Raw genomic sequence first — 26,034 nt, 5'->3', positions numbered from 1 at the left:
AACAAATGTTGCTAATGTGGCTTAAGTGATCACTTTCGAGAATGTGTCCAAGGTCTATTCGACCTCCACTAGGCCCGCACTGGACAAGGTGTCCTTTGAGATAGAAGACGGAGAATTCGTCTTCCTCATTGGTCCCTCCGGCTCCGGTAAGTCGACCTTCCTCCAGCTCATGGTGCGCGAGACCAATGTCAGCTCGGGGGATATTTATTTCGGGGACTTCCACGTCAACACGCTGAAAGGCCGCGAGGTCAACCGCTTGCGCCAATCCATCGGCTATGTCTTTCAAGACTTCCGGCTTCTGCCCAAGCTCAATGTCTACGACAATGTCGCCTTTGCCCTCGAGGTCATCGGCAAACGCAAGGCGCGGATTGCCAAGCAAGTCCCCGAGGTCCTCGACATGGTCGGCCTGGGCGCCAAGCAGCACCGCATGCCGCATGAGCTCTCGGGCGGCGAGCAGCAGCGCGTGGCGATCGCGAGGGCCTTTGTCAACCGTCCCAAGCTGCTGCTTGCCGACGAACCGACGGGCAACCTTGATCCCTCCACTGCTGCGGAGATCATGTCGCTGCTTACCAAGATCAACCGTCGCGGGACGACGATCGTGATGTCGACGCACAACGCGCGCGCGGTCAACGAGGCCCGCCAGCGCGTCATTGAGCTACACAACGGCACGCTCGTGCGCGATGAGAAGAATGCGATGTATGGGGAGGCGGTTTAGGTGAATCTGGGCTTTGTTTTTAGAGAGGCTTTCAAGGGGCTTGGGCGCAATATCACCATGACCATCGCCATGGTGATTACCACGGCCATTTCGGTGGCCCTGGTGGTGGCCGGTGTTCTGGTGACCCAGATGACCAACGAGACCAAAGACATCTACCTCGAGCGCGTCGAGGTCATGGTCCAGCTCAACGAAGATATTTCCGCGAACGATCCGGAGTGCAAGGACTCTGCCTGCGCGGGGCTAAGGAAGAAGCTGGAAGCAGATGAGGATATTGAGTCTGTCAACTACCGCAACCGTGCGGATTCTTATGAGCGCTTCGTGGAGTTGTTCAAGGAAACCGATCCAGTCATGGTTGAGGAGACATCCCCGGATGCGCTGCCGGCGGCCTTCCATGTGCGGCTGAAGGATCCGACGGATACCGCGCCTATCGACGCCATCGCGTCCGACCCCGCCGTCAGCGACATCATCGATCAGCAGGAGGAGGTGCGCAGCGCCGCCGGCAACCTCGACGCCATCCGGAATGCCACCTTCGTCCTGGCAGCGGTCATGGCGCTGGCCGCCATCATGCTGATTGCGAACATGGTGCAGATCGCCGCCTATCAGCGCCAGCGAGAGACCGCGATCATGCGCATGGTCGGTGCCTCGCGGTGGATTACCCACGCGCCCTTCATCATGGAGGCGGTCCTTGGTTCCCTCGGCGGTGTCATCCTCGCCGGGGTCGGTGTCATCGTGGGAAAGAACACGGTGATCGATCCGGCACTGAAGGACTTGTACCACAATCAGCTTTTGGCCCCGGTGACCGCAGGCGACGTGTGGACGGCTCTGCCTATCGTGGGGCTCGTGGCAATCTTGTGCGCTGCACTGACCGCACAGGTGACCATGCGCGCCTATGTGCGGACATAGCCCAACAGGCCTGTTGTGGGTTGTGCCTGGCAGTAGCGTAATATAGTGCGAACTATGGCGAAGAAGGCAAAGAAGAAAAAGGCGGCCGTCGACAATAACTCGACCTTGGCCACCAACCGACGTGCCCGCCACGACTACACCATCCTCGACACCCTGGAATGCGGCATGGTGCTCGTGGGCACCGAAATTAAGTCGATGCGCGAAGGCAAAATCTCCTTGGCAGATGCCTTCGCCACCATTGACGACGGCGAGGTCTACATCCGCAACCTCCACATCCCGGAGTATTCCCAGGGTTCGTGGACGAATCACTCACCGAAGCGCACACGCAAGCTACTGTTGCACCGCAGGGAGATTGATAAGCTTATGGGCCAGGTGCGCGACGGCAATAAGACGCTGATCCCGCTCAAGGTGTACTTGAAGGACGGCCGCGCCAAGTGCGAGCTCGGCTTGGCCAAGGGTAAGCAGGACTATGACAAGCGCGAGGCGATTAAGCGCCGCGACCAGGATCGCGACATTACCCGCGAGCTGGGCCGCCGCGTCAAGGGGATTAACGCCTAACCTGGAAGCCATGATTTACACGGCTAAGGTGCATGACGTTATTCGGGAAGATGAGCAGCCGCGTGGGGCAGCGGTGCTCGTCGATAAGCTCTGGCCCCGTGGCGTGGCCAAGGAGCGTCTGTCCTATGACCACTGGTTCAAAAATGTCGCGCCCAGTCCAGGGTTGCGTAAGTGGTGGGGGCACGATGCTGACACCTTTGAGGAATTTGCACGGCGCTACCGCGCGGAGCTCGACGAGAACGACGGCGAGGAGTTGGCGCGCTTGCGCCAACTAGCAGAGGATGGTGACGTCACCCTTCTCTTCGCCGCCAAGGACCGCGAGGTCAACCACGCCACTGTGTTGAAGGCATGGTTAGAGGAAAGCTAGACGAATAGTCCCCAGATGGTTGCTCCCACGGCGATGAGGCCCGTGATGACGACGAAGACGTTGCTGGCACGGCCGCGGAATTGCTTGAGAGCGTCGATGCGGTGGATGGCATACATCGGTAGCAGGTAGAGAATCGAGGCGATGAAGGGGCCGCCGATGGCCTCAATGAGGCCCAGGATCGACGGATCGATGATGGCCACGATCCACGCACAGACAAAGATGATGCCGTGCATGATGGAATTGAGTTGTTTCTCCGAGAGCTTCTTGGTGGCGCGCGGAGCGGCGCTGCGCAGCAGGAAGTTGCCGCCCTCGGTAGCTCCCAAGACGTGGCCGAAGTAGGAGGAGATGATGGCAACCATCGCGATGATCGGGGAGAGGAATGCCAGGACCGGAACACCGGTGACGTTGGCCAGGTAGGACAGAACCGGCAGGTTTTGCTCGCGGGCCTCGGCGAGGCCGTCCGCACCAAGCGTGAGGGTGCAGGACCACACGAAGAACATGGTGAACACGGTGAGCAGAATGGCGGTCAGCGCCAGCGCGCGCGAGGCGTTCTCCGAGCTCTTCTCACGGCCGTGTGCGGCGACCATGGCCAAGGAGAACTGGGAAATCGCGGGGGAGTGGTTAAAGGAGAAGACCAGCACGGGGATGATGAGGGCGACAGCGCCGACGACGCGCCAATCATTGTTGCCCACCTCCATGAAGGAAGCGACGTCCCAGCGCGGGATGAGGTAGATGGATAACGCGCCCAGGCAGAAGATCAGCGGGTAGACCAAGAACTGCGTCACGGCGAGCACGATGCGTTGGCCAAAGGCGAAGACGATGGTCATGATGCCCACGAGGAGGAAAGCCAACAGCGGGCGTGAAATCGTGGGTCCATTTAATTGGTTGACGATGAAGCTGTTGACCGTATTGGTGATCGAAACGCCATAAATGAGGACGATGGGGAAGATGGCGCAGAAATAAATCACCGAAATGATAAAACCTGCGCTCTTGCCGAAATAGTCCGTGACCACTGCGGTGATGTCCTCGCCCTGGCGTGGTGACGCACAAATCATGCGGGCCAGACCGCGGTGGGAGAAGTATGTCATCGGCCCAATCAGAATCGTGGCCGCGAGGAGGGGCCAGAAGCCGAAGCTGCCCGCGTTGATGGGCAGGAAAAGGATGCCAGCGCCCACGGCGGTGCCGAAGAGCGAGATGGCCCATTCGGTGTTGCTGACTGGACGTTTAGTGTCTTCTGGGGAGCTAGTGGTTTCGGTATGTGTGCTCACTTTGCAGCCTTTAACAACGTAGGGGGATAGGACTCACACACCTTAACAGCGCTTAAGTAGATGTTAATCACAAGGGGGTGCTTATGAAAGCTATGCCTCACGTGGCCTGCGGCGGAGCTTGCGGGAATAGGGGCGGCTGCAGTAGCGTTGAACAGACCGTAGGGCGCAATAAAGACGCGTTCTGCGTAGCTTTCACAGCAATGTGTCACTGAGGGGTCGACTTGGTTTCGACTTCGTACATTGAGCCAGGGGAAGCGTGCCGGTGCAGGCTAGAGACCACCGTTAAGCGTCGTAGCAACCAATAAACGCAGAGAAGAACTCTCAGCGTGACTACGCCCTCGCTGCCTAATTACAGCGACGCGTGTCTGTCAGCCTAGGTTTGGTTCCTGACCTAGATCCTGGCATCGACTAAGGAACTTGCCTGACCGGTTTGTTGTTCGGCCGGTTGGGGACTTTGAGAGCAACTGGGCCCATCATCCGGAGCGAGTTTGCCCGAGCCGGAGGGCCGAGTAGAGATCCTGTGCAGACTGCGCACGGAGAAGCCCTGGCGAGGTGACGAAGGACCCGGGTTCAATTCCCGGCGGCTCCACAGATAGCATTTCCCCTGGTGAGCGTTCACCGGGGGATTTGCTGTATCTGTGCAGGTCATTGGCATGATACTGTGTTGCCACAGGTGGCCACGAGTTGCCACTAAATGACTCTGATTAGGGAAAGATTAGGGAATGAATAGGGAACGTTTCCCTAGTCCCTAGTCCCTCGTTGTGGAAGGTGTGGCAATGGCACGGAGGAAGGCTGAGCGCACGCGCCGGGCATTCGGCAAGGTGTCGGTTAAGTGCAAGCGCGTCTATGCGGAATACACCGGGCCGGATGGTGCGTTTCACCGCCCTGGGCATTCCTTCCCCTCAAATATTGATGCGGAAGGTTGGCTAGCGGAGGAATCCTTAGCTGAGGGAGGAACTAAACCCAGGGCGCTTCATTCTGAGTGGAACGATGAGCGGATCTCCAGTCTCCGGATCCTCGATCACCCGTGCCCGCAGATCAAAAGCCTGCTGCAGCAGCTCTGCGGTGATGATATCGGCGGGTGCGCCGGAAGCTATTACCTGGCCTTCCTTCATAACCACAAGGTAATCGGAGTAGCGCACCGCCAGGTTTAGATCGTGCAGCACCATTACTACGGTTCTTCCTAGTTTCTGACGCAGGCTATCGACAAGTTCGAGGATGTCCACGGAGGTAGCCAGGTCAAGGTAAGTGGTCGGCTCGTCTAGGAAGAGGATGTCGGTGTTTTGCGCTAGCACCATGGAGATCCACGCCCGCTGGCGCTGGCCGCCGGAAAGTTCATCCAACGTACGGCTGGCAAGATCCGCAGAACCGGTTTGCTTTAGGGCCTCGAAGACCGCGTCTTCGTCCGTGGAGGACCACTGGCGGAACCATGCCTGATGTGGGTGCCGCCCGCGGGCCACCAGATCGGAGACCAATAGCCCTTCTGGGGCCACGGGGGATTGGGGCAGCATGCCCAGTATGCGGGCGACGTCCTTGCGCTTCATGTCCGAGATATTCTGGCCATCCACGCTCACGGTTCCGGTATCAAGGTTGAGCAGGCCAGACATGGCGCGCAGCAAGGTTGATTTACCGCATCCGTTGGGCCCCACGATGGTGGTGATTTTGCCGGCTGGGAAAGTGGCGCTGAGATCCCGGATGATGGTGCGCTGGCCGTAGCCCACGGTGACCGAGGAAGCATCCACGCCACCGGCGGTATTCGGGTGGTCTGCGCTTGGCTGGGGGATGGGGGAGGTCATGCGTCTGTGCTCCTAGTGCGTTGAACGAGTAGGTAGATGAGGAAGACGCCGCCCAGTGCGGAGGTGACAATACCCACCGGAAGCTCCACCGGCAGGACAGCCTGGGTCACGATGTCCGCACCGAGCAGTAGCACTGCGCCGGTAAGAGCCGAGGCCGCAAGCGGTGGGCTGGGTACCCCGCACAGCCGTAGTGCTACTTGGGGTGCTACAAAGGCGATGAAACCGATGGGGCCGGCAGCAGAAACTGCTACTGCAGCTAGAGCTACGGCCAATGCCAACATCGCCACCTGCACGGCGTTGACGCGCTGGCCCAGCGCTCGGGCGAGGTCGGGCCCCAGAGTGGTGGCCAGTGCTTGGTAGGCGATCCAGGCCAGCAACGGGGCGCAGACAAGCACAAGGACAACCATGGGAATGGTGGTGCTCCACTCCGACTTGGCCAGGGATCCTGTGAGCCAGAACTGTGCTTGGCTTGCATCCCGCAGTTCCGCGCGGACCATGAGGAAATTGATGTAGGAACTCAGCAGCGCGGTGATGATAATGCCTACGAGCACGAGGCGGTAGGAATCAGCTTGGCGTCGCCAAGCCAATGCCCAGATCACCATGGCGCTAAGAATCGCACCCAGCAATGCGGCTAGGGGAATTCCGATTCCGGCAAGCCAGCCGGCGAATCCACTGCCGCCGGCGCCAAGGACGATGACCGTTACGGCCATGGCCGAGGCACCCGTAGTGATGCCGAGGATATCGGGGCTGGCCAGCGCGTTGCGGGTGACCGTTTGGGTGAGCGCACCGGAAAGCCCCAGCGCGCAGCCGACCGCGATGGCCGTGGCCACTCGGGGCATGCGCCACTCCAAGACCACGAGTTTTTCCACGCGGGATCCTTGCCCTTGGAAAATCACCTCTAGTACTCGGGGAACGGAAATAGGGTAGTCACCCAGCCCGATGGAAAGCGCGCCTAAAAAGACGGTGAGCGCCGCGGCGATGATGCATACCAGCACCACCCGTGGGCGCCAGAGGAACGAGATGGGCCCAGCCCGGAATGGTACCCCGCCCGGCATCTGCCACGAAGCGCTTTGTTTATCTTGTACGGCCTGCGCAGCCTTGTTTCGTCGCATCACAGCGTCATCACCTTCTTTCGGTAGATCAAGGCGATGAAGAACGGCGCGCCAACGAAGGCCAATACGATGCCCACTTGGAGCTCGCCGGGGCGCGCGATGAGGCGGCCCACTACGTCAGCACATAGCAACAGCGCCGCGCCGGCTAGCGCAGAGTACGGCAAAATCCACTTATAATCTGGGCCGGTAAGAGCCCGGACGATATGGGGCACTACCAGGCCAATGAAGCCTAGCGGGCCCGCTGCAGCCGTGGCCGCGCCAGCCAGCAAGGCGATGATGCCCATGCCGGCCAGCCTTGCGGCCGCGGTATTGATGCCGAGCCCTGCGGCCACGTCGTCGCCTAAGTTCAAAATATTCAACTGCGGGCCGGTAGCGAACGCCAGGATCAGTCCCACCACTATGAACGGCAGGATTCCTAGCGCGATGTTCATATCCCGGCCGGCGAGGGAGCCGACGGTCCAAAAGCGCATCCGGTCCAGGTTATTCTCATTGGTGAGTACGAAGGCGCTGGTGATGGCGCTTAAGACCGCCGACAATGCGGCGCCGCCCAGCACTAAGGTCAAGGGATCGACGGCTGCCTTGCCTGCGGAGGCGAGGCCGAAGACCAGTGCCGTGGCAGCGATAGCGCCGAGGAAGGCTATCACCGCGGTGGCCCACGGGGCGGTGATGCCAAATAGCGCGAAGCTGACTACAACGCTTAGCGCCGCGCCGGAACTGACACCCAGGATTCCCGGATCCGCCAGGGGATTGCGGGTGTGGCCTTGGATTAGAGCACCGGCGACTCCCAGTGCCGCCCCCACGATTATGGCCAGGATGGTGCGCGGCAGCCGCAGCTCAGCTACCACGCGTTGGTTGGTGGAAACTTCGTCCTGGGCACCGCGTGCGGCCGGCAGTTCCCGCAGCGCGGCCCACACGTCCTCCGCAGGAATGGAGCGGGCGCCATACAGCAAACTGCAGATAGTGCCAACGAGGACCAGCAAGAGCAGAGCTCCTAGGCCCAGGAGGCGGGTAGTGCGCACACTCATGGCGTGGCCTCCAATCGCTGCTGCCGCTTGCCGATGCCCCCACTCCCAGCCAATAGTGCCCAGCGAGCACCGGCGCTGCGGCGGGTTGCCTTGGAGAGCTTCGGCTCACAGGTAGCGATGAGAATCCCTGAGCCGCGGGGTGGAGACAGGTACCTAGCTACTCCCGCTGGGCGGGGAGAGGAGCTGCGCCCGAGGCGTGGCTCAGGCAGTTGCTGGGTGTGATTGTCAATCATGGACAAGCATATTACCGTTTTCATGTAAGGTAAGCCTTCATTTAATTAAAAGACTGTAAAAGTGAAGGGCTGCAAGTCATCGCAACTGGCCCTAGGCGCCCACTATTTAGGTGAAACTCTATGCGGCACCTTTTGTAGTGCCTGTCTCAAAGTTGAGTGTGCTGCATGTGCATCGCATAGGCGGTGCCTGGAAATCTTTTGGTGACCAGCGTAACATTGATTATTTAGGCAAGCCTAAGTTATCCTTTTAACGTGCGAGAATATGTCATTGTCTCCAACGATTGGGGAACTTGGTTGCCCCCCCCATTTGGGTATAACCAACCAAATATTCTGACCTTTCCCCATTCGTGAACGGGCTAGGCCTTGCGCTGAGATCCGTCACCAGTAATAACGGAGAAAAATGACATTCAAGAAAATTCTTGTCGGTACTGCTACTGTGTTGGCTCTGGGCACCGCGGTGACGGCGTGTTCGACTGATGACCAATCCGAAAACTCTGCAGACTCCCAGGCGGTCAACGCCGAGCAAGGTGCATTCCCCACCACCATCGAGCATCGCTATGGTTCCACCGAAATCAAGGAAGCCCCGCAGCGCGTGGTCTCCCTAGGGTATACGGATCAGGACGCGCTGCTGGCGCTCGGAATCACGCCGGTTTCCGTGAAGTATTGGGATAGCATGACCCCAGACGGGCAGGCTGCGGGCAACTGGTCTAACGACAAGATCGAGGGCGATACTCCTCGAATCGACAAAGACACAGAGGTCAATGCGGAAGCTATCGCTAAGGACAAGCCAGATCTCATCGTTGCCGTGTACTCGGATATTGATGAAAATACATACAAGAAGCTGTCCGATATCGCCCCTGTCGTTGTGCAAAAGGGTGAATATAAAGAACTGCAGCAGCCATGGGACGTGACTACGGAAGAGATTGGACAAGCCGTAGGCAAGCCTAAAGAGGCAAAACATCAGGTGGAGCAGGTTAAAGCGAAGTTTGCAGACCTAAAGGACCGTCACCCAGAGTGGGCCGAGAAGGAACTCGGTGTGGCCACCGTCTCTGCCGACAGCCTGGCCGTCTTTGCTGAAGAAGATCCGCGCAGCCGCTTCTTTACCGAGCTGGGGTTCAAGATCAACCCCGCCTACGCGGCAATCACCAAGGATAAATTCTACGGCGAGGTCTCCAAGGAGAACGCTGATCAGGTTGATTCTGACGTACTGGTGTGGGATCAGTTGTCCTACGCTCCGACGCAGGACAAGGCTTCTGTTACCGAGGATCCAATCGTGAGCAAGCTACCCGCTGTGAAGGATGGGCACAGTGTCTACTTGGAAGGCGACCTAGAAAAAGCCTTTGGATGGCAAACAGTGCTGAGTCTGGACTACCTGCTGGATAAGATCGAGCAGCCGTTGGCGGACGCCACGAAGTAAAAGGACTCAATCGCTGAACCGTCCCCCGCGTTGAACTGCTCCCCATTAGTTGGACTGAGAAATCAGTTGCCAACAACTAGTGGGGAGCATTTTCTTTGAGAGCACGTAGTTCGCTGAGTGAAGTTCAGCGTGAGCAGTTAGTGGAGCTTTTCGAGCAGGGAATGGGTTGCCGAGCCGCTGCTCGTGTTGTCGGTGTCTCGAGAGACGCAACGCGTAGACTTTATCGCCGTTTCCAACTGCGTGGCAGACTATGTCTCGTGGAGAAACCAAACAAGCAGCACTACTCCTTCGAGGCGAAGAAGGAAGTTGTAGAACGTCATCTTGCGGGTGAGTCGATGATGGATCTTGCCCGAGAGTTCAATCTTTCATCCGACCACCTCGTCAAGGACTGGGTGGCTAAGTGGCGCAGAGGCGGCGACGAGGCTCTGCGCCCGAAGCCGAAGGGCAGGCCCAAAGGATCGGCTGCGCCGAAACGCCTCACGGAAGAGGAAAAGCTTCGCCGCCAGGTTTAGCGGCTGGAAGCGGAAAACGCCTACTTAAAAAAATTGCGAGACTTGAGGAACCAGGGACACGCCTGAAAGCCCAGGCAATCGTCATCCTCAAGTCACACCACCGCTTGGACTACCTCCTGGATGCGGCCGGCATGGCACGCTCGACATTCTTCTACCACCAAAAACGACTCACCGCACCGGATAAACATGCCGAGCTCAAACAAGCGATCCGGGACAGTTTTCAGCGCAACAAACACCGCTACGGCTACCGGCGGGTACTGCTCGACCTGCGTAACCAGGGCTGGGTGGTCAACCACAAACTTGTCTACAAGCTCATGCGCGCCATGGGCTTGAAAGCCAAGATCCGCCAGCGCAGGCCCTACATCTCCTACACTGGCACAATCAGCTACATCGCTGAGAACACACTCGAGCGCAACTTCACCCCCGATAGGCTCAACACTGTCTTCGTCAGCGACGTCACCGAGTTCAAAGTCGCTGGCCGCAAGGTGTATCTCTCACCGGTGATGGACCTGTTCGACCGCTCAATCGTCGCCCACACAGTGGCCACATCGCCGTCTACGGCGTTTACCTCGGCTTCGTTGGCGCAGGCGATCAAAGCGTGTGCTCCAGAGCCGGGCTGGATGATCCACACCGATCAAGGATTCCAATACAAGCACTCATCATGGCGCACCCTGATTAGCCAGCACCAGGGAGTCCAATCGATGTCACGCAAAGGCAACTGCTACGACAACGCGGTCATGGAGAACTTCTTCGGCCACCTGAAAACCGAGATGTACCACGGAGAAGCCTTCGACACCGTCGCAGAGTTCAACCAGGCAATCGACGAGTACATCCGGTGGTACAACACCGAACGCATCCAACAACGACTCAAGGGTCTAACCCCGATGCAATATCGAAATCAGACCCTTGAAGCCCTAACCGCCTAGAATTAAACCAGTCCAACTTTCGGGGGTCAGTTCACGTGAATGTGTGGGGGCGGTTTTCGCTTTGTGGGGAGCCGGTCGTTCCGCCGACCCGCCGCCCGGAAGTGCATCGTCAAGCAGCATTTTCTTAGGTCCGCACTTATTTATAGCCGGGGATGAGTCTTGTGCGGGTGTGGGACTAGGAGTCTTGTAAATAGGAAATATCTATAGGAAAATAGTTTAACAAATCTGTTGCAACGTGGCTTAGGTAACGCTAACCTAACTTGAAAGTTGCCTTCGGGTCTACCGGAAAATCCGATGAAAAGAGCTGAAAGGCAACCTCAGGAAACCGACTTTAAGGAAAAGGGATGTCAGTAAAAAGGGGCGCGCGGTCATTTATCGCTGCCGCTATCTGTGCCGGATTGGTTCTGTCAGGCTGCTCGTCGAAGGATTCAACCGATGAAGCGGCAACAACCTCCGAAGTTGCAGAGGACGTGACCATTGAGCACGCCCGCGGTACGGATACGTATCCGGTCAATCCGCAAAATGTGGTTGCAGTGGGGACGGCCGTTGATAACCTGCTGGAACTTGGAATTAAACCAGCAGCTGTTGTGCAGCATAGAATAGACAAGAATTCGCCTTGGCGTGAAGAGAAGCTCGATGGCGTCAAGGTAATCGATCAGACAGATTTCAAAACTCTGCCACAAGAACAAATCGCGGCAATCGAACCCGACTTCATCGTTGGTGACTACTGGACAATTTCTGAGGCTAATTACAAGGAATTGTCTGCAATCGCACCGACTCTCGGCGGAATCTCCGATAAGGGAGAGGGCATCGGCTGGGAATCTCAGCTAGAAGCATTGGGCAAGATCTTCAATAAGGAATCCGAAGCGAAGAAAGCCATTGAAGAGGATCAAAAGCGTTTCTCCGACGTGAAGGAAAAACTGCCTAACCTCTCCGGTAAGACCGGCATTGTTTCCCAATTTGCCCAGGGATCCTTTGGTGCCGTTGCTGACCCCGAGGATCCAGGTGCCTCCTTCATCTACGATCTGGGCATGAAGTTCCCGGACAAGCTGACGGACGGATCCGTTCCAGTTGATAAGGGCCGCGTCACGCTTTCTCCGGAAAACGTGTCCTACCTGGCCGCTGACTTTATGGTTATTTATAACCGCGACGGCTCAATCGAAGAATTTGAAAACATTCCGGGATACAAAGATCTTCCGCAGGTGAAATCCGATGCGACTCTTGCCGGTGATTCAGCCATCGTTGCCGGACTCAACAACCCGACGAGCTTGAGTCGAGCTTGGGTGCTGGATAAGACGATGCCGACGCTGGAAAAAGTTGGAAAGTAGTCAAGGTCCGCACAACTCCGATGCCTGCTAGGTGGGGCTTACTCCACTGCGGCAGGTAGTCGCCAACGCCTTCCGATTTATCGGAAGGCGTTCTCTTCAATGGACTGTATCCAAGGTAGTGGTGCGTCCGTTCTTGCCCTTCCGAAACCGAAAACCTGGCCTCACGCTTCCCGCATATTCGTCCATCGGTGCAGCACGATGACTGCATTAAAGGTATGTAGGTGAGCTGGAAAATGCTTGGCGCTGGGAGAGGCGTTCAAAGCACCAGCAAAAAATTAATAAGAAAATAGGCCATCGAACAAAGTGAATTAAAAGCCATCTAGACCGAGAGGGGAATGGTCTCAAATATGCCAAGGAACAGCCGGAGCAGGGAAATTTATCCAATTTCTTACCGGGAATTATATGTGGAAAACATCGAAGATATATCGCCAGCCATGCGGCGTATTACGCTTAGCGGGGAACAGCTCCAGGAGCACAAACACGATGGTATTTCCGTTCCTGCATTATTAAGCAATGGTTTTGATGACGACGTTCGGCTGATCTTCCCGGATCCGGAAACTGGAGAAAGGCCGCACCCAATCGCCCAAAAAGATGGCAACCTACTGTGGCCAGAAGCTGTCAAAAATCTATTCCGGACATACACGGTCCGCCACTTTGACGCTGCTAACCAGCGGTTAGCAATAGATTTCGCGCGCCACGGTGAGGGCCTAGCAGAAAACTGGTCACAGAACGCTCGAATAGGTGACGCCATTTTTGTGGCAGGTCCGAAGTCTTGTGCACAGTTACCTACGCATACCGATTGGCTATTTTTGGCAGGAGATGAGACTGCGCTCCCGGCAATTGGCCGCTGCGTAGAATCACTCCCGTGCGGGCACCCTGCGATTGCGGTGATAGAGGTTCCTACGAGCGCTGATATTCAGAGCTTAGACATTTCCGATTCAGTACAGGTCCACTGGGCGGTACGCGAACGGGGTGAGGACTTCGTGGAAAAGACTAGGGCGCTTTTTGAAGCTACTTCTCCTTCATTATTGCCTGATGGCGAAGGATACGTATGGGCGGCAGGGGAAGCTTCTCGGCTAAAACCGCTGCGCCGTTTGTTTAAAGCTTCCGGAATTACCCCTGAGCATCAAGAAATCACGGGCTACTGGCGGCGTACTAACCCGAAACACGGCAAAGGAAACGCATCGAGCAGTAGTAATAGTGTTTTGCATAATATCCATGATTTAGCTGAGTTGAACTCGGCCTTTGCGCTTCGCACTGCAGTACGTTTAGGACTATTTCAAGAAATCGATGCGGGTGCCAACACAGTCCCTGCCCTTGCTGTTGCGGCAGAACTTCACGAGGAGGCTTTGGGAAGATTTGTCCGTTACTTGGCCGCTCTTCAACTCGTCGAAATCAGCGGGGACGCCCTCACGTTGACTGCAATGGGAATGGAACTGGCGGACCCAGATTCAAATGCGGTGCGCTGGTTAAGCGGGCCTGCGCATCTTGAGGCGATGGCGCTGATGCGACTTGAGCACAGTCTTCGTACCGGTGAGTCAGCACCTCAAGGGGAAAAGGGATTGCCGTGGTCAGAGTATGTTAGCCGTGACCCACAACTCGTGGCCGAACGCTTTGAGCAAAAGAATGTGAGCGCTGGGTGGACTGCTCCTTCGGCAGCTAAGGCACTACAGCAGTATTTAGATGAAACCGCTCGCGTTCTCATCATTGGCCAGGGAGGCGCGGTATATGCAGATGAAATACTCCGACGATGGGAGCATGCCCAGAGCCGTATTATCAGTGATGCTTCCTCGGAAGCGGTGCTACAGGAAATCGCAGTAAACTCTCGTGCACGATGCGAGACGAATGGCGAGGGAAGCGGTTTTTATCCCACTGAAGTGGACTATGTGTGGGCAACTGATGTAGTTTTCATCGATCCCTGGGGTGTCTTTGGTAGCGAGGAAGTAGCTCACCAATTAAACCGTGCAATAAGTAAGGATACGTTCCGGCGGGTTTATATCTTTACCGAGGTTATCGATACGGTAGGCGGAGATGAGCATTCCTATGAAGAGGACATGGTGAGGCTTTCCATGTTCGGCACCAAGATACCGACTCAGGAAGACATCAACGCTGCTGTCGCTGACAACGGCGCTTTTATTGCCTCCACCACGGCTGTTGGCTGGGGTAAACGCCTTTTCGTTCTTGAGGCAGAGGCGAAATCCTAAAGAGGAACTGCTGAGGTTCCCATCGTGTAGTCGACACCCTGGCTGAGGTCAAAGAAAAATGCCGAAGGAACCACGGTGTCTATGCTGCGGTTCATGCCGGATAAAAGCCGCTGCTGTCCCTGTGAAAGAGAAACCGAGGGCCGGTAATCGCCCAGGAGGGCACCGGTTTCGTCGCCGCTTAGTTGGCGCCAAGAGTTTTCCGCCGTGGGGACGGCGGCGGCGCAGCGATCGGCATCTGGGTCATAAGCGATATGGATATCGGCATCGATCTCCTCAGCGTGCTTGATTCCAAGGTCTAAGGCGCCGGGTTCTTCCGGGTTGGGGAAGGACACCGTAGGGAGGTCAGGGTCGGGTTCGGCCTGCTCGGGCACCAGCGAGACGCGGAAGCCACAGCGGGAAAGCAGTTCCTTGCCGAGCTCGGCCCCCACGCCGTGCATGGCGGTCAGCGCGATGGTGATATCGGTATTGTCACCGACTAGCTGGGCGGCGCGGTCGAGATAGTCCTCGCGGGTATCGACGTCCTCGATGCGCTCAGAAGAAAGCGCAACCTCGTCGGCATAGGGAGCCGCAGCGATAGCGGCGGCAATTTCGGAGTCTGCCGGAGAAATAAGCTGCACGCCCTCGCCTGGGCCGGTGGCGATGCGGCCGCCCAAGTACACCTTGTAGCCGTTATCGGCTGGAGGGTTGTGGGAGGCGGTGACCATAATGCCGGCATCTGCGCCCAAGGAGCGAACCGTAAAAGCCGTCAGTGGGGTCGGGTTCTGTGCAGGCAGAACCAGGGCCTTACCGCCGGCGGCGGAGATGACCTGGGCGGCATCGCGCTGGAACTGCGCGGAACCGTGGCGGGCATCGCAGCCAATGACGACGACCGGAGCATCGACCTGCTGGTTGAGCCAGGTGATAAGCCCGTAGGTGGTGCGGATGACCACGGCGCGGTTCATACGGGTTTCGCCCGCCCCCACGGCGGCGCGCAGGCCCGCGGTACCGAAGTTCAAGGGGCCAGCGAAGGCCGCGGCGAATTCTTCGGAATTGCCTTCCTCGATCCACGTCAGTACCTGGCGGGCGGTGTCCGCATCCGGATCGTGTTCGGCCCAGGTGCGGGCGTAGTCGACATCGAAGTTCGTGTGTGCGGGCATGGCTTAAAGCTCCTCGAGGATCTTGGCGGAGGAAGACAGCCCCAGGCGGGTAGCGCCGGCTTAGATCATTGCCAGTGCATCCTTGCCGCTGCGGATGCCGCCGGATGCCTTAACGCCGAGAGCGTCGCCTACGGTCTCGCGCATGAGCGTGACCGCGTGGGTGGACGCACCGCCGGCGGGGTGGAAACCGGTGGAAGTCTTGACAAAGTCCGCCTGGGCGGCTGCGGCGGCCTTGCAGGCGAGGACAATGGCGTCGTCGGAAAGCGCGGCAGACTCGATGATGACCTTGAGCACCTTGCCAGGGATGGCATCGCGCACGGCCTGGATTTCGGCCTGCAGATCCTCGGCGCGGCCCTCGATGGCCAGGGGGATATTGATGACCATGTCCACCTCTTCGGCGCCATCAGCAACCGCGCGGGCTGCCTCAGCGGCCTTAATCTCCGGCTTTACGGCACCGGAGGGAAAGCCCACGACGGTGGCGATGTGCATGGATTCTGAAACCTCGATGGGCAGGGCGGACGGGGAAACGCAGACGGAGTAGGTGCCCAGCTCGGCCGCCTTATTGACCAAGGCGCGGAACTGCTCCGGGGTGGCCTCCGGCTTGAGCAGGGTGTGGTCGATGATGGAAGCAACGTCGGTGCGGGAAGTCATAATTGTTCTCCTGAGCGGGTTAGGCGGGATTCGGAACGGGCCATCTTGAGGTCAGAGACGACGTACAGGGCAATACCGATGGCGGCGACTGCCGCGAGGATCCACAGCACGGTGTTATAGCTGGTGAGGTCCTGCAGCTTTGCCGTATAGGCAATGCCCAGTGGGATGGCGATATTGATGGTCAGGTTATAAAAGCCAATCGCGATGCCGGACTTGGTGGCGGTGATATTGCGCAGTGCGGTATTGACCAGCGGGGCGTACATAAGCGCAAAGCCGGAGGCAAAGGCCACGATGGCCAGGATGAGTACGGCGACGTGAAGCTGCACGAAGAGCGCGGCCGCCACCAGCGCGCCGGCGACAAGGGCGAAAGCGGTGTAGATGGTGGCGCGAGAGGACAAAACGCCACCGATCTTGCCGGAGAAAATACCAATGAGGATGGCGCAAATATAGCCCGGGATCATCAGCAGGGAGGTCTTATCGATGTTCATGCCGTGCAGGTCATGTGCGGCAAATGGCAGCAGGAAAATGAAGCCCATCTGGGTGGAGTAGACGAAGAAGACCATGAGGATGGTCCACACATAGCGGCCGTTAGTAAAGAACTCCGGGGTGACCACGGGGTGCTTGGCGTGGCCGATGTGGATGATGAAGCCTACGACGCCCCGGTGGTGGCACCCTTATTCTTGTAGAGGCGTTGGCCGCATAGAGTGTGGATTACTCCGTGTGGTTCGATGTGGTGAATGAGGTGCCGCAAGCGTGGCGTGCCGGTACTCCGGCGTGCCGGGTTGGTGGTGGTTTGTGGGGTGGTCATGGTTGCCTTTCCTGGTGCTATTAGGGAAGGATTAGGGAATTTTCCCGTCCTTGTTTCTTGAATTGCGCCTGTGACCTGCTGTGTTGTGGTGTGGGGGTTCAGTCCCCGGCGGCTCCACCGGAAAGCCCCAGCTAGATAACGTTCTAGCTGGGGCTTCTTCTCGTTTTGTATCCCTGGCCTGCAGTAATGGCGCATGTCCGGTGCGTGCAGGTAGGGCCACCCGTGTCCCGCATTAGTCCCACAAAACACCCCACTAGTCCCACACCAGTCCCACAAAAGCCCCGAATCAAGCCCCGACGGCTCCACAAATAGCATGAGTGTTCACCGAGGGGAATGCTGTATCGAGACCGTTTTGGTGGCTAAGCTTGGGTAACAGCTGTCTGGCGGGAAACGCTAGGGGGTTCTGAATAGGGGAAGATGCGTGAAACCGCTTGCAGGCTTTCTTGAGTTCCCTAAGGGGGTAGAAGTGATCGCTTTCGCTGGGGCTATCGCGGCCGTGCTAGGGCTGAATATCGTGGCGAATGAAACTGGTGCGAACTCCGAGGGGTTCGTAGTTACAGCTATTCTGTTGGGGTTCGGGCTCGCACCCTTTGTTGGAGATTCTCTGGAGCGCCATATTCCGGTTTCGATGTGGCGGCGTGTGTCTTTTTCTCGCGTTGCTAGCCGTCGGTGGGGTGTCGAGCTATTTAATGCTGTGCTCACGCGAATCGGATGGAACGGCATGATTTTGGCGATGCGCAGAGAAGAGTCCGCCAAGCGTGAAGGGGCGAACCCCCTTCGGCCGGTGCGAGCGTCGGCAGCTGGGCATGTATGGGGATTGCTGCTCCATATATGTAGCGCTGGATGGTGCGCTGCGGCAGACGGATTGTTTGCGGCTACAGTTCTTCTTGTTGTCGGGGTTGTGGGCCATCTGTATCCGGTTTTGCTTCAATTACGTGTGCTCACGGATGCTCGGGGGAGGTAGTTCAATATCGGTGTCGTTGCAGCCTGCTTTAGGATGGCCGCATGGATACCGAATCTCTCCGCATCACGGTCGTCTTGTTTGAGGGCTTCGAGCTTCTCGACGTCTTCGGGCCCGTCCAGCTGCTTCAAGCGGTGCCTGATGTCGCCGTTGTTTTCGCAGGACCGGATAGTGGGCCAGTTGCTAGCTCGCAGGGCGTGGAAGTGGTGCCGACAATTTCTTATGGGCAGATTGAGCCGGCCGACGTTCTCCTCGTCCCGGGAGGAAAGGGGACCCGGAAGCTCGTGGAAGACGAATCTTTTCTGACGTGGCTTCGTGAGGTGGGTGCGCAAGCGCCGGTGGTTGCCTCCGTGTGTACGGGTTCTGCGGTCCTGGCGGCGGCTGGGCTCTTGGAGGGCTACGCCGCAACAAGCAATAAGCGTGCTTTTAGCTGGGCCACGTCCTTCGGGGGCGATGTGTCCTGGCGGCCGGAGGCGCGGTGGGTGCACGACCGCAATCGATGGACCTCCTCAGGCGTGGCGGCGGGGATGGATATGACTGTCGCGCTCATTGCGCACCTCGTATCAGACAGTGCTGCCATCAATGCTGCCAACTTTGCGGAATATGATGCGCACCGCGACAGCGAGTGGGATCCTTTCGCGCGGCTGAATGGACTGGTGCCTTAGAACCCTGGTAGATGGGGGTAGCCGGTGGGATGGACGTAGTACCGCTGTACGAAAAGTGTGACGCGGAGCGACGCTTGGTGTTACTCAAGTTACAAACGCGTGGTAGCCTTTCCTCAACAGTGTGACGTGGAGCACTGGGACTGACCCCTACGACAGGAGTACCCATGAACAGCCCATCGAATGCAGCGCCACAAGGCGGCGCTGGTACCACGGAGAAGTCGAAAGCAAATCCCGCCAAGGCTGAGCAAAATTCGAGTCAACAGTCCAGTGGGGGAATGCTGGATAAGTTCCTCAATGGTGTCGAGTACATCGGCAACAAGCTGCCGGAGCCCTTCACCATCTTCCTGATTCTTTTCCTAATCACAGGCGTTCTCTCCACCATCATGGCGAAGATGGGCGTGGAGATTAAGATTCCCGGATCGGATGAGATCCAGCCGGTGAAAGGCCTGTTTACCGGTGAGGGGCTGACGTGGTTCACCACCACAATGGGTGAGAACTACATCAACTTCCCGCCGCTGGTAACGGTGCTGCCCATCATGCTCGCAGTGGGAGTGGCAGAGCGCTCCGGAATGCTCTCTGCGTTGATTCGCAAGCTCTTCGGTTCCGCGAAGCCGTGGCTGCTTCCGTACGCCGTCGGCGTTATCGGCGTGACCGCCTCCGTCATGGCGGATGCCGCCTTCGTTATCGTCCCGCCGCTGGCCGCGATGGTCTTCAAGGCCGCAGGCCGTCACCCGGTGGCTGGTCTGATCGGCGGCTTCGCCGCCGTGGGTGCTGGCTATTCGACCGCCTTGGTGCCCACTTCCCTGGATGCGCTCTTTGCCGGTATTACGACCGCGGTTATGGAGACCCTGCCGAATACCGAGTTCGCTCCGGTTAACGCCATGTCGAATTACTACTTCAACGTGGCTTCTTCCATCGTGCTCGGTGTGCTGGCCGGCTTCATCATCGACAAGGTGATCGAGCCGCGCATGTGGAAGCAGGAGGTTCCCACCGAAGAAGACATTGATCCCGAGGATGCCGCCGAGCGCGGCGACCGTGACGAGAACGGCGAGGAGCTCACCGCTGAGCTGCGCCCAGCCGAGGCCAAGGGCCTCATCTGGTCCGGTGTGGCCACGGTCATCCTCACCGCCATCATTCTCTTCGCAGTTCTTCTGCCAGAATCGCCGTGGCGCAATGAAGAAGGCGGCTTCTTGCCCAAGTCCCCGCTGCTAAACTCCATCGTCTTTATCGTGTTCGCCTATTTCTTGGTCCTCGGCGTGGTCTACGGCAAGGTTGTCGGCACGGTCAAGGGAATCACCGATGTTGTGAACATGATGATCGGCGCGCTCAAGGACATGATGAGCTTCCTCATCTTGGCCTTCATCCTGGGCCAATTCGTGGCACTGTTCTCTTGGACCGGTATCGGCACCTTCACCGCGGTGAAGGGTGCTGCCTTCCTCGAATCCATCGGGCTTACTGGCTTCCCAGCTATTTTCGCCTTCATCGCTCTGGCGTCCTGCCTGAACCTGCTGATTATTTCCGGATCCTCGATGTGGACGCTCATGGCCGCGGTCTTCGTGCCCATGTTTGCCCTGCTGGGCTATGAGCCGGCCTTCATCCAAGGCGCATTCCGCGTCGGCGATTCCGCAACCCAGATCATCACCCCGCTCAACCCGTACATGATCGTCATGCTCGGCTTCCTCCAGCGCTACGAACGCGAGGCAGGCTTGGGAACGCTGATGTCGCGCCTCGTGCCCTTCGTGGTCCCATTCTTTACCGCGTGGGCGATCTTGCTGGCCATCTGGTTCTACGTGGACCTTCCGCTGGGACCGGGCAACAACGTCATGATTGGTTAAGCGCATGAACCAACGCAACAATCCATCGACAGCGTATTTGGAAGCGATGGAGGAGGGCGTCGCCAAGCGCGTGGCGTCTGCAGCACCACCGGAAAAACAGGAAGAAGACTACCCAGGCCAAGCGAAGCTCTGGGACGCGGCGGCCGCGCGGGCTGAGGCCTTGCGGGAGAAGGCCGCGCACATCGTCGCGGACCTGCACGCTCACCCTGAAACGGCCTTCGAAGAACATCGTTCCATGGCGGTACTGGCGGACCTCGTTGAAGAGCACGGCTTCTCCACGCGCCGCGGGGTTTATGGCGTGGAGACCGCGTTCGAGGCCTCGTGGCAGAGTGCAGATTTCGACCCTGAACGGCATCCCACCGTGGCCATCCTGGCGGAGTACGATGCCCTGCCCCAGATCGGGCACGCGTGCGGGCATAACGTCATTGCCGCGGCGGGCGTTACTGGATTCTTGGCGGCTACTGCCGTGCTGGACGACGCCCCTCCCATGTCCGGCCGCATCCTCCTCCAGGGGACCCCAGCGGAGGAAGGTCATTCCGGCAAGGAATACATGATCCGCGGTGGCAGCCTCGACGGCGTGGATGCCGCGGTGATGATCCATGGCTTTGGCTATGACATTGGCGCGCATGCCTGGGTGGGTCGGCGCATCCTACGCGTGACTTATCGTGGCGTGGCCGCGCATGCCAGCTCCCAACCCTTCATGGGGCGCAATGCGCTTGATGCTGCGAGCCTGGCCTACCAGGGGATTGGGCTGATGCGGCAGCAAATGCCGCCCTCGGATCGGGTACACGCCATCATGAGCGGCGGCGATCGCCCCTCCATCATCCCGAGCGAGGCGGATATGACTATTTACGTGCGCTCGTTGGGGACGCGCACACTCATGGATCTGTCCGCCAGGGTGGAAGACATCGTTCGGGGCGCTGCACTCATGGCCGGTGTTGAGGTGGAGGTTGATTGGGATGAGCACCCGATGACCCTGCCCGTGCGCAACAACGCGGCGCTGGTGGAGCGGTGGTCGGCCACGCAGGCGCGCCGCGGACGCACCGCGCTGCCCGCTGGGACGGTGCCGGATACGGTGGCCGCCTCGACTGACTTTGGCAATGTCTCTCACCTCGTGCCCGGCCTGCATCCAATGGTGAAGGTATCGCCAACCGACGTGGCCCTGCACACGGAGGACTTTGCACGCTGGGCTGCCACGCTGCAGGCGGTAGATGCGGCCGTTGATTCGGCGGCAGGTGTGGCACAGGTTGCCCTCGATTTCTTGGCGGATCCGGATTTCCGCCGCGCGGCGCAGGAGGATTTTGATAGGGAAGGGCCAGTGTCGGTGAGTGATCTCATCGCGGAGAAGGGGGAAGGCTAAGCGTAAATATTTTGTTCTAAAAGGCATGTCACGGGGTGGCAGGTGGTGGTCTGCTACCCCCGTCGTGAATTAGGAAACATAAGCGTGCTTGAAAGGTAAGCGTTACTTGAGTTAGGTTAGGCGCTGTCCTTATTTGCCAACTGTGGTTAGCCACACCTAATATGCAAGGAAGCTATGTTTAACCTTTCTCGCCGTGCCTCGCGCACGACCGCCGCCAAAGTTGCCGCAACTCTCTCGGTCGCAGCGCTTGCTCTCACCGGCTGCTCTTCCAGCCAGTCTGAGGAGACCGCTGAGCCGACCGAATCCGCGGCGGCAGGTGCCTCCACCATCACCCTGGAGGATAACTTCGGCTCGAAGGAAGTCACCCTCCCGGTGGAGAACCCTGCGGTGACGGATAACCGCGCCTTCTCTGTCCTGGCGCAGTGGGATATCGACCTTGCTGCCGCACCGCTGAGGCTGGTGCCGAAGTCCTTGCGTGACACCTACAACGAGGACACGGTCGAGGTTGATCTGGGCTCCCACAAGGAGCCGGACCTTGAAGGTCTGGTAGCTGCAGAGCCGGACGCCGTGTGGAACGGCCAGCGCTTCGAGCAGCACCAAGAGGATATTGAGAAGCTGCTCGAGGATGTCCCAGTGCTTGACTTCGAGCCGCGCGATGACGAAGACTTCTTCGACGAGCTCAAGCGCCACACTGAGGCTCTGGGCCAGGTTTTCGGCCATGAAGAGGATGCTGCGAAGCTCATCGAGGATTTCGACGCCGCTGCTGAGCGTGCTAAGAAGGCCTACAACCCAGAGCAGAAGGTCATGGCTGTGAACACCTCTGGCGGTGAAATCGGCTACATCGCTCCCGGCATCGGGCGTGTGTACGGCCCGGTCTTTGAGCTGCTTGGCCTGACCCCGGCCCTGGAGGTGTCCAACGCCTCCGATGACCACGAGGGCGACGATATCTCCGTTGAGGCCATTGCCGAATCCAACCCGGATTGGATCCTCGTCATGGACCGTGACTCCGCTATCTCCAAGGAAGGCCAGGATGTCACGCCGGGCGAGAAGCTGGTCAAGGACAACGCGGCGCTCAAGAACGTTACCGCTGTGAAGGAAGGCAACGTTTACGTGGCGCCGAATGACACCTACATTGATGAGTCCATCATTACCTACACCGAGATCTTGAACGCGCTTGCCGACGCCTTCGAGAAGGCCAACGCCTAAACAACTCTCTCGGCAGCCAAGGAGGAGACTAAACCGTGACGGTGAAGAGCAGCGCTGCGGCCGAGCACTCAGCTGTCAGCCCGCGCAACTCCCGCGGACCTGTGCTGACCTGGAAGCTGGGCCTCGGCGTACTCGGCGTCATCGCGCTGCTCCTCCTTTCCCTCATGGTGGGGGAGTACAGCATCCTCGATAATGAGGACGGCTGGTCCATGTTCTTCACCACCCGCGTACCGCGTACCGTGGCGCTCGTCTTGGCGGGCGCTGCGATGGCGATGAGCGGTTTGGTCATGCAGTTGCTGACCCAAAACCGTTTCGTGGAACCCACGACGACGGGAACCACCGAGTGGGCCGGATTGGGTCTGCTCTTTTCGCTTATCCTTTTCCCGCACTCATCCGTGCTGGTGAAAATGGTCATTTCGGTTTCCTTCGCGTTTGTGGGAACCATGGTCTTCTTCGCTTTCCTTCGCCGCGTGGCGTTGCGCTCCTCACTCATCGTGCCGATCATCGGCATCATGCTGGGCGCTGTCGTTAGTGCCGTATCCTCCTATGTGGCGCTAGCCACGGATACCTTGCAGCAGCTCGGAATCTGGTTCATGGGATCCTTTACCTCTGTCTATGAGGGGCAATACGAGGTCCTGTGGATCGTCCTGCTGGTTCTGATGGCGGTGTATTTCTACGCTGACAAGCTCACCGTCGCTGGGCTGGGTGAGGATATCGCCACCAATATTGGGTTGAACTACCAGCGGATGATTCTGCTGGGCACTGGGCTCATCGCGGTGGCGACGGGTGTAGTCACCGTCGTTGTCGGCGCATTGCCGTTCCTTGGGCTCATCGTTCCCAACGTAGTGAGCATGATGCGCGGCGACGACCTGCGCTCTAACCTCCCGTGGGTCTGCCTGCTCGGTATCGCCACGGTGACCTTATGCGACCTCATCGGCCGCACCATTATTTCCCCGTTTGAAATGCCCGTATCAGTCATCCTGGGCATTGTGGGTGCTATCGTGTTCGTCGTCTTGATCGTGAGGTCGACCAAGTGAGCGTACGTATCTCTATCCCTAAGACGAAGGAACCTGTGCAAACGTCACGTGCCCGGCGAAACGTGGGCAGCTTCCAGTCTGCTGCTGCGGCGCGAAAGTACTGGATCATCCTTGCAGCCTTGATCGTTGCCGGGCTGGTTTTCGCCTTCGGGCTCTTGGCCTATGACAACCCCATGGATTTTGGTACTCGCAAGTGGTGGTTGATCGCGCGTCGCCGCGCTGATGCAGTAACGGCCATGGCCATCGTCGCCGTATGCCAGGCCGTGGCCACGGTGGCTTTCCATACGGTGACGAACAACCGGATCCTTACTCCCTCCATCATGGGGTTTGAATCCCTGTACGTCGCGATTAATACAGCCACGATCTTTTTCCTTGGCGCCTCCGGCCTTACTCAGGCCCGCAACATGGGGACCTTCCTTCTTCAGCTTGTACTCATGGTGGGCCTATCCCTCTTGCTGTACTCGTGGCTGCTGACCAGCCGCCGCAACAATATGCATGCGATGCTGCTCGTGGGCATCATTATCGGTGGTGGCCTGGGTTCGCTCTCGACGTTTATGCAGCGCATGCTCACGCCCAGTGAATTCGACGTGCTCACCGCGCGGCTCTTTGGTTCCGTAAACAACGCGGAGAGCGAGTACTATCCCATCGCGGTACCGTTGGTCGTCGCGGTGACGCTGCTGATGTACCTGAACTCCCGGCAGCTTAACGTGCTTGCGCTAGGACGCGATGCCGCGACGAACCTTGGTGTTAACCACAAGGTCAATGCAATCTACACGCTGATTTTGGTCTCCATTCTTATGGCGACAAGCACCGCGCTTGTAGGGCCCATGACCTTCCTCGGCTTCCTTGTTGCAACCCTGGCCTACCAGGCGGCGGAGACCTATGACCACCGTTTCCTCTTCCCGATGGCTATTGCCACTGCCTTCGCCGTACTCACCGGCGCCTACTTCCTGATGGAGCACGTCTTTTATGCACAGGGCGTGGTCTCCATCATCATTGAGTTGGTGGGCGGCAGCGTCTTCCTTCTGGTCATTCTGCGAAAGGGCAAGCTGTGATCAAGCTTTCCAATGTTTCGAAGTCCTACTCCGGCGAGACCAACATCGGTCCCATCGATTTGGAAATTCCCTCCGGTGGCATCACGGCCCTCATCGGTCCGAATGGCGCGGGCAAATCTACGATGCTCACGATGATTGGCCGGCTTCTCGACGTCGACGAGGGCACCATCGAGGTCGCCGGCTACGACGTCGCTTCCACGAAATCGCAGGATCTGGCAAAGATCCTCTCCATCCTGCGCCAAGAAAACCACTTCATTACCAAGCTGACCGTGCGCCAGCTGGTGAGCTTCGGCCGTTTCCCTTACTCGAAGGGGCGTCTGACTGCGGAAGATGAAGAGATAGTCTCGCGCTACATTGATTTCTTCCACTTGCGTGAATTGGAGAACCGTTACCTCGATGAGCTGTCCGGCGGCCAGCGCCAGCGCGCCTACGTGGCGATGGTGCTCTGCCAAGAGACGGATTACGTGCTTCTCGACGAACCCCTCAACAACCTCGACATCTCCCACTCCGTGGAGATGATGAAGCATTTGCGGAAGGCCGCCAAGGAATTTGGCCGGACGATCATCATCGTCCTCCATGACATCAACTTTGCTGCTCGTTATGCCGACTATATTTGTGCGGCCAAGGACGGGAGCATCGTTTCCTTCGGAAGCCCGGACGAGATCATGCGCGATGAGATTCTTACTCCTATCTTCGAAACCCCCATCACTGTTATCGATGGCCCGGACGGGCTGTTGGCCTGTTACCACTAGCTATTAGCATTCAGGTGGACTGCCCGATAGCCAGAGAACTGCCCCAGGACGAGCATCAAAAGATGCGTCTACCTGGGGATTTGTTGTTTGTTGGGGGTGTGCGTATATTTATCGAAGTCGCCGCGAGATAGCCGGGAGGTTAACTGGTGGTAGATGTTCGGGCAATGTTTGTTCGGCGGGTTTGACTTTGGTTGAGCTTGTTGG

At 58.3% G+C, this 26,034-nt stretch carries 21 protein-coding genes, 1 other RNA gene and 3 pseudogenes; 16 read left to right on the top strand and 9 right to left on the bottom strand.

The window, feature by feature from the left end:
* Positions 1-25 precede the first annotated feature (25 nt).
* Genes ftsE through HMPREF2565_RS09430 form a run of 4 tightly spaced genes read left to right on the top strand, consistent with a single transcriptional unit; the run spans position 26 to position 2,543 of the window.
* Positions 26-715 carry a cell division ATP-binding protein FtsE gene (gene ftsE, locus HMPREF2565_RS09445; RefSeq protein ID WP_049156155.1) on the top strand — a complete coding sequence of 230 codons (690 nt, stop codon included), beginning with the start codon at positions 26-28 and terminating at the stop codon, positions 713-715.
* Entirely contained in the window at positions 716-1,618 is a 903-nt protein-coding gene (gene ftsX / locus HMPREF2565_RS09440) for a permease-like cell division protein FtsX (protein ID WP_049156157.1), read from the top strand. It abuts the gene before it with no gap.
* A 54-nt stretch (positions 1,619-1,672) separates the two neighbouring features.
* Complete coding sequence (gene smpB / locus HMPREF2565_RS09435; protein ID WP_010189093.1) at positions 1,673-2,176, top strand: SsrA-binding protein SmpB; 504 nt, start codon at positions 1,673-1,675, stop codon at positions 2,174-2,176.
* 10 nt (positions 2,177-2,186) lie between these two features.
* Positions 2,187-2,543 (top strand): DUF488 domain-containing protein, encoded by a 357-nt coding sequence (locus HMPREF2565_RS09430; RefSeq protein ID WP_049156159.1) that lies wholly within the window; start codon positions 2,187-2,189, stop codon positions 2,541-2,543.
* Here HMPREF2565_RS09430 and HMPREF2565_RS09425 read toward each other — a convergent pair.
* On the bottom strand, positions 2,540-3,811 hold the full coding sequence (locus HMPREF2565_RS09425) for an SLC5/6 family protein (RefSeq protein WP_049156162.1): 1,272 nt from the start codon (positions 3,809-3,811) through the stop codon (positions 2,540-2,542). The two genes, HMPREF2565_RS09430 and HMPREF2565_RS09425, sit on opposite strands and share 4 nt — an antisense overlap.
* A gap of 212 nt (positions 3,812-4,023) precedes the next feature.
* Between HMPREF2565_RS09425 and ssrA the strand changes: the two genes are divergently transcribed.
* Positions 4,024-4,403, top strand: a transfer-messenger RNA (tmRNA) gene (gene ssrA, locus HMPREF2565_RS09420).
* A gap of 349 nt (positions 4,404-4,752) precedes the next feature.
* On the opposite strand, the gene HMPREF2565_RS09415 is transcribed toward ssrA, so the two are convergent.
* Genes HMPREF2565_RS09415 through HMPREF2565_RS13765 form a run of 4 tightly spaced genes read right to left on the bottom strand, consistent with a single transcriptional unit; the run spans position 4,753 to position 7,977 of the window.
* Complete coding sequence (locus HMPREF2565_RS09415) at positions 4,753-5,607, bottom strand: ABC transporter ATP-binding protein (RefSeq protein WP_049156165.1); 855 nt, start codon at positions 5,605-5,607, stop codon at positions 4,753-4,755.
* Positions 5,604-6,719: a FecCD family ABC transporter permease gene (locus HMPREF2565_RS09410; RefSeq protein WP_049156167.1), complete on the bottom strand. Its 1,116-nt coding sequence runs from the start codon at positions 6,717-6,719 to the stop codon at positions 5,604-5,606. The genes HMPREF2565_RS09415 and HMPREF2565_RS09410 overlap by 4 nt, the downstream gene beginning before the upstream one ends.
* Positions 6,719-7,744 (bottom strand): FecCD family ABC transporter permease, encoded by a 1,026-nt coding sequence (locus HMPREF2565_RS09405; RefSeq protein ID WP_049156169.1) that lies wholly within the window; start codon positions 7,742-7,744, stop codon positions 6,719-6,721. Before HMPREF2565_RS09405 ends, HMPREF2565_RS09410 begins: the two co-directional genes overlap by 1 nt.
* Complete coding sequence (locus HMPREF2565_RS13765) at positions 7,741-7,977, bottom strand: hypothetical protein (RefSeq protein ID WP_141745903.1); 237 nt, start codon at positions 7,975-7,977, stop codon at positions 7,741-7,743. The genes HMPREF2565_RS09405 and HMPREF2565_RS13765 overlap by 4 nt, the downstream gene beginning before the upstream one ends.
* Positions 7,978-8,377: 400 nt before the next feature.
* Between HMPREF2565_RS13765 and HMPREF2565_RS09400 the strand changes: the two genes are divergently transcribed.
* The 4 genes and pseudogenes from HMPREF2565_RS09400 (at position 8,378) to HMPREF2565_RS09380 (ending at position 14,364) form a co-directional block, all read left to right on the top strand.
* Entirely contained in the window at positions 8,378-9,394 is a 1,017-nt protein-coding gene (locus HMPREF2565_RS09400; protein WP_049156171.1) for an iron-siderophore ABC transporter substrate-binding protein, read from the top strand.
* Positions 9,395-9,571: 177 nt separating this feature from the next.
* A pseudogene (locus HMPREF2565_RS13760) lies at positions 9,572-10,832 on the top strand (IS3 family transposase).
* Positions 10,833-11,302: 470 nt separating this feature from the next.
* Positions 11,303-12,160, top strand: coding sequence for an ABC transporter substrate-binding protein (locus HMPREF2565_RS09385; RefSeq protein ID WP_239663622.1), 858 nt, complete (start codon positions 11,303-11,305; stop codon positions 12,158-12,160).
* Between the two features lie 347 nt (positions 12,161-12,507).
* Complete coding sequence (locus HMPREF2565_RS09380; protein WP_049156228.1) at positions 12,508-14,364, top strand: siderophore-interacting protein; 1,857 nt, start codon at positions 12,508-12,510, stop codon at positions 14,362-14,364.
* Positions 14,365-14,492: 128 nt separating this feature from the next.
* Here the strand turns inward: HMPREF2565_RS09380 and HMPREF2565_RS09375 are convergent.
* The 4 genes and pseudogenes from HMPREF2565_RS09375 to HMPREF2565_RS13960 all read right to left on the bottom strand — a co-directional run.
* A pseudogene (locus tag HMPREF2565_RS09375) lies at positions 14,493-15,500 on the bottom strand (phospho-sugar mutase); the annotation flags it as partial.
* Positions 15,501-15,560: 60 nt separating this feature from the next.
* Complete coding sequence (gene deoC / locus HMPREF2565_RS09370; protein WP_071407224.1) at positions 15,561-16,151, bottom strand: deoxyribose-phosphate aldolase; 591 nt, start codon at positions 16,149-16,151, stop codon at positions 15,561-15,563.
* Positions 16,148-16,810, bottom strand: a pseudogene (locus HMPREF2565_RS09365) (MFS transporter); the annotation flags it as partial. The gene deoC and the pseudogene HMPREF2565_RS09365, both read right to left, overlap by 4 nt.
* Positions 16,801-16,959: a hypothetical protein gene (locus tag HMPREF2565_RS13960; protein WP_158010535.1), complete on the bottom strand. Its 159-nt coding sequence runs from the start codon at positions 16,957-16,959 to the stop codon at positions 16,801-16,803. The pseudogene HMPREF2565_RS09365 and the gene HMPREF2565_RS13960, both read right to left, overlap by 10 nt.
* A 1,005-nt stretch (positions 16,960-17,964) precedes the next feature.
* On the opposite strand from HMPREF2565_RS13960, the gene HMPREF2565_RS09355 reads away from it, so the two are divergent.
* From HMPREF2565_RS09355 to HMPREF2565_RS09325, 7 genes are all read left to right on the top strand, one after another.
* On the top strand, positions 17,965-18,585 hold the full coding sequence (locus HMPREF2565_RS09355) for a DJ-1/PfpI family protein (protein ID WP_049156299.1): 621 nt from the start codon (positions 17,965-17,967) through the stop codon (positions 18,583-18,585).
* 164 nt (positions 18,586-18,749) lie between these two features.
* On the top strand, positions 18,750-20,420 hold the full coding sequence (locus HMPREF2565_RS09350; protein WP_049156302.1) for an AbgT family transporter: 1,671 nt from the start codon (positions 18,750-18,752) through the stop codon (positions 20,418-20,420).
* 4 nt (positions 20,421-20,424) lie between these two features.
* The gene (locus tag HMPREF2565_RS09345) at positions 20,425-21,780 is read left to right on the top strand and encodes a M20 family metallopeptidase (RefSeq protein ID WP_071407223.1); all 1,356 of its coding nucleotides are present in this window, start codon (positions 20,425-20,427) and stop codon (positions 21,778-21,780) included.
* Positions 21,781-21,954: 174 nt separating this feature from the next.
* A complete protein-coding gene (locus HMPREF2565_RS09340) occupies positions 21,955-22,986 on the top strand; it encodes a siderophore ABC transporter substrate-binding protein (RefSeq protein WP_070680337.1) in 1,032 nt (343 codons plus the stop codon).
* A 41-nt stretch (positions 22,987-23,027) separates the two neighbouring features.
* Entirely contained in the window at positions 23,028-24,023 is a 996-nt protein-coding gene (locus HMPREF2565_RS09335; protein WP_369799710.1) for an ABC transporter permease, read from the top strand.
* Positions 24,020-25,078, top strand: a complete 1,059-nt coding sequence (locus HMPREF2565_RS09330; RefSeq protein ID WP_371441013.1) for an iron chelate uptake ABC transporter family permease subunit — start codon at positions 24,020-24,022, stop codon at positions 25,076-25,078. Before HMPREF2565_RS09335 ends, HMPREF2565_RS09330 begins: the two co-directional genes overlap by 4 nt.
* Positions 25,075-25,830, top strand: coding sequence for an iron ABC transporter ATP-binding protein (locus tag HMPREF2565_RS09325; protein WP_071407221.1), 756 nt, complete (start codon positions 25,075-25,077; stop codon positions 25,828-25,830). The genes HMPREF2565_RS09330 and HMPREF2565_RS09325 overlap by 4 nt, the downstream gene beginning before the upstream one ends.
* Positions 25,831-26,034 lie beyond the last annotated feature (204 nt).

The organism is Corynebacterium sp. HMSC072A04 (genome assembly GCF_001809235.1).
Classification (GTDB): domain Bacteria; phylum Actinomycetota; class Actinomycetes; order Mycobacteriales; family Mycobacteriaceae; genus Corynebacterium; species Corynebacterium hiratae.
This window is presented reverse-complemented; position numbering and strand designations above follow the sequence as displayed.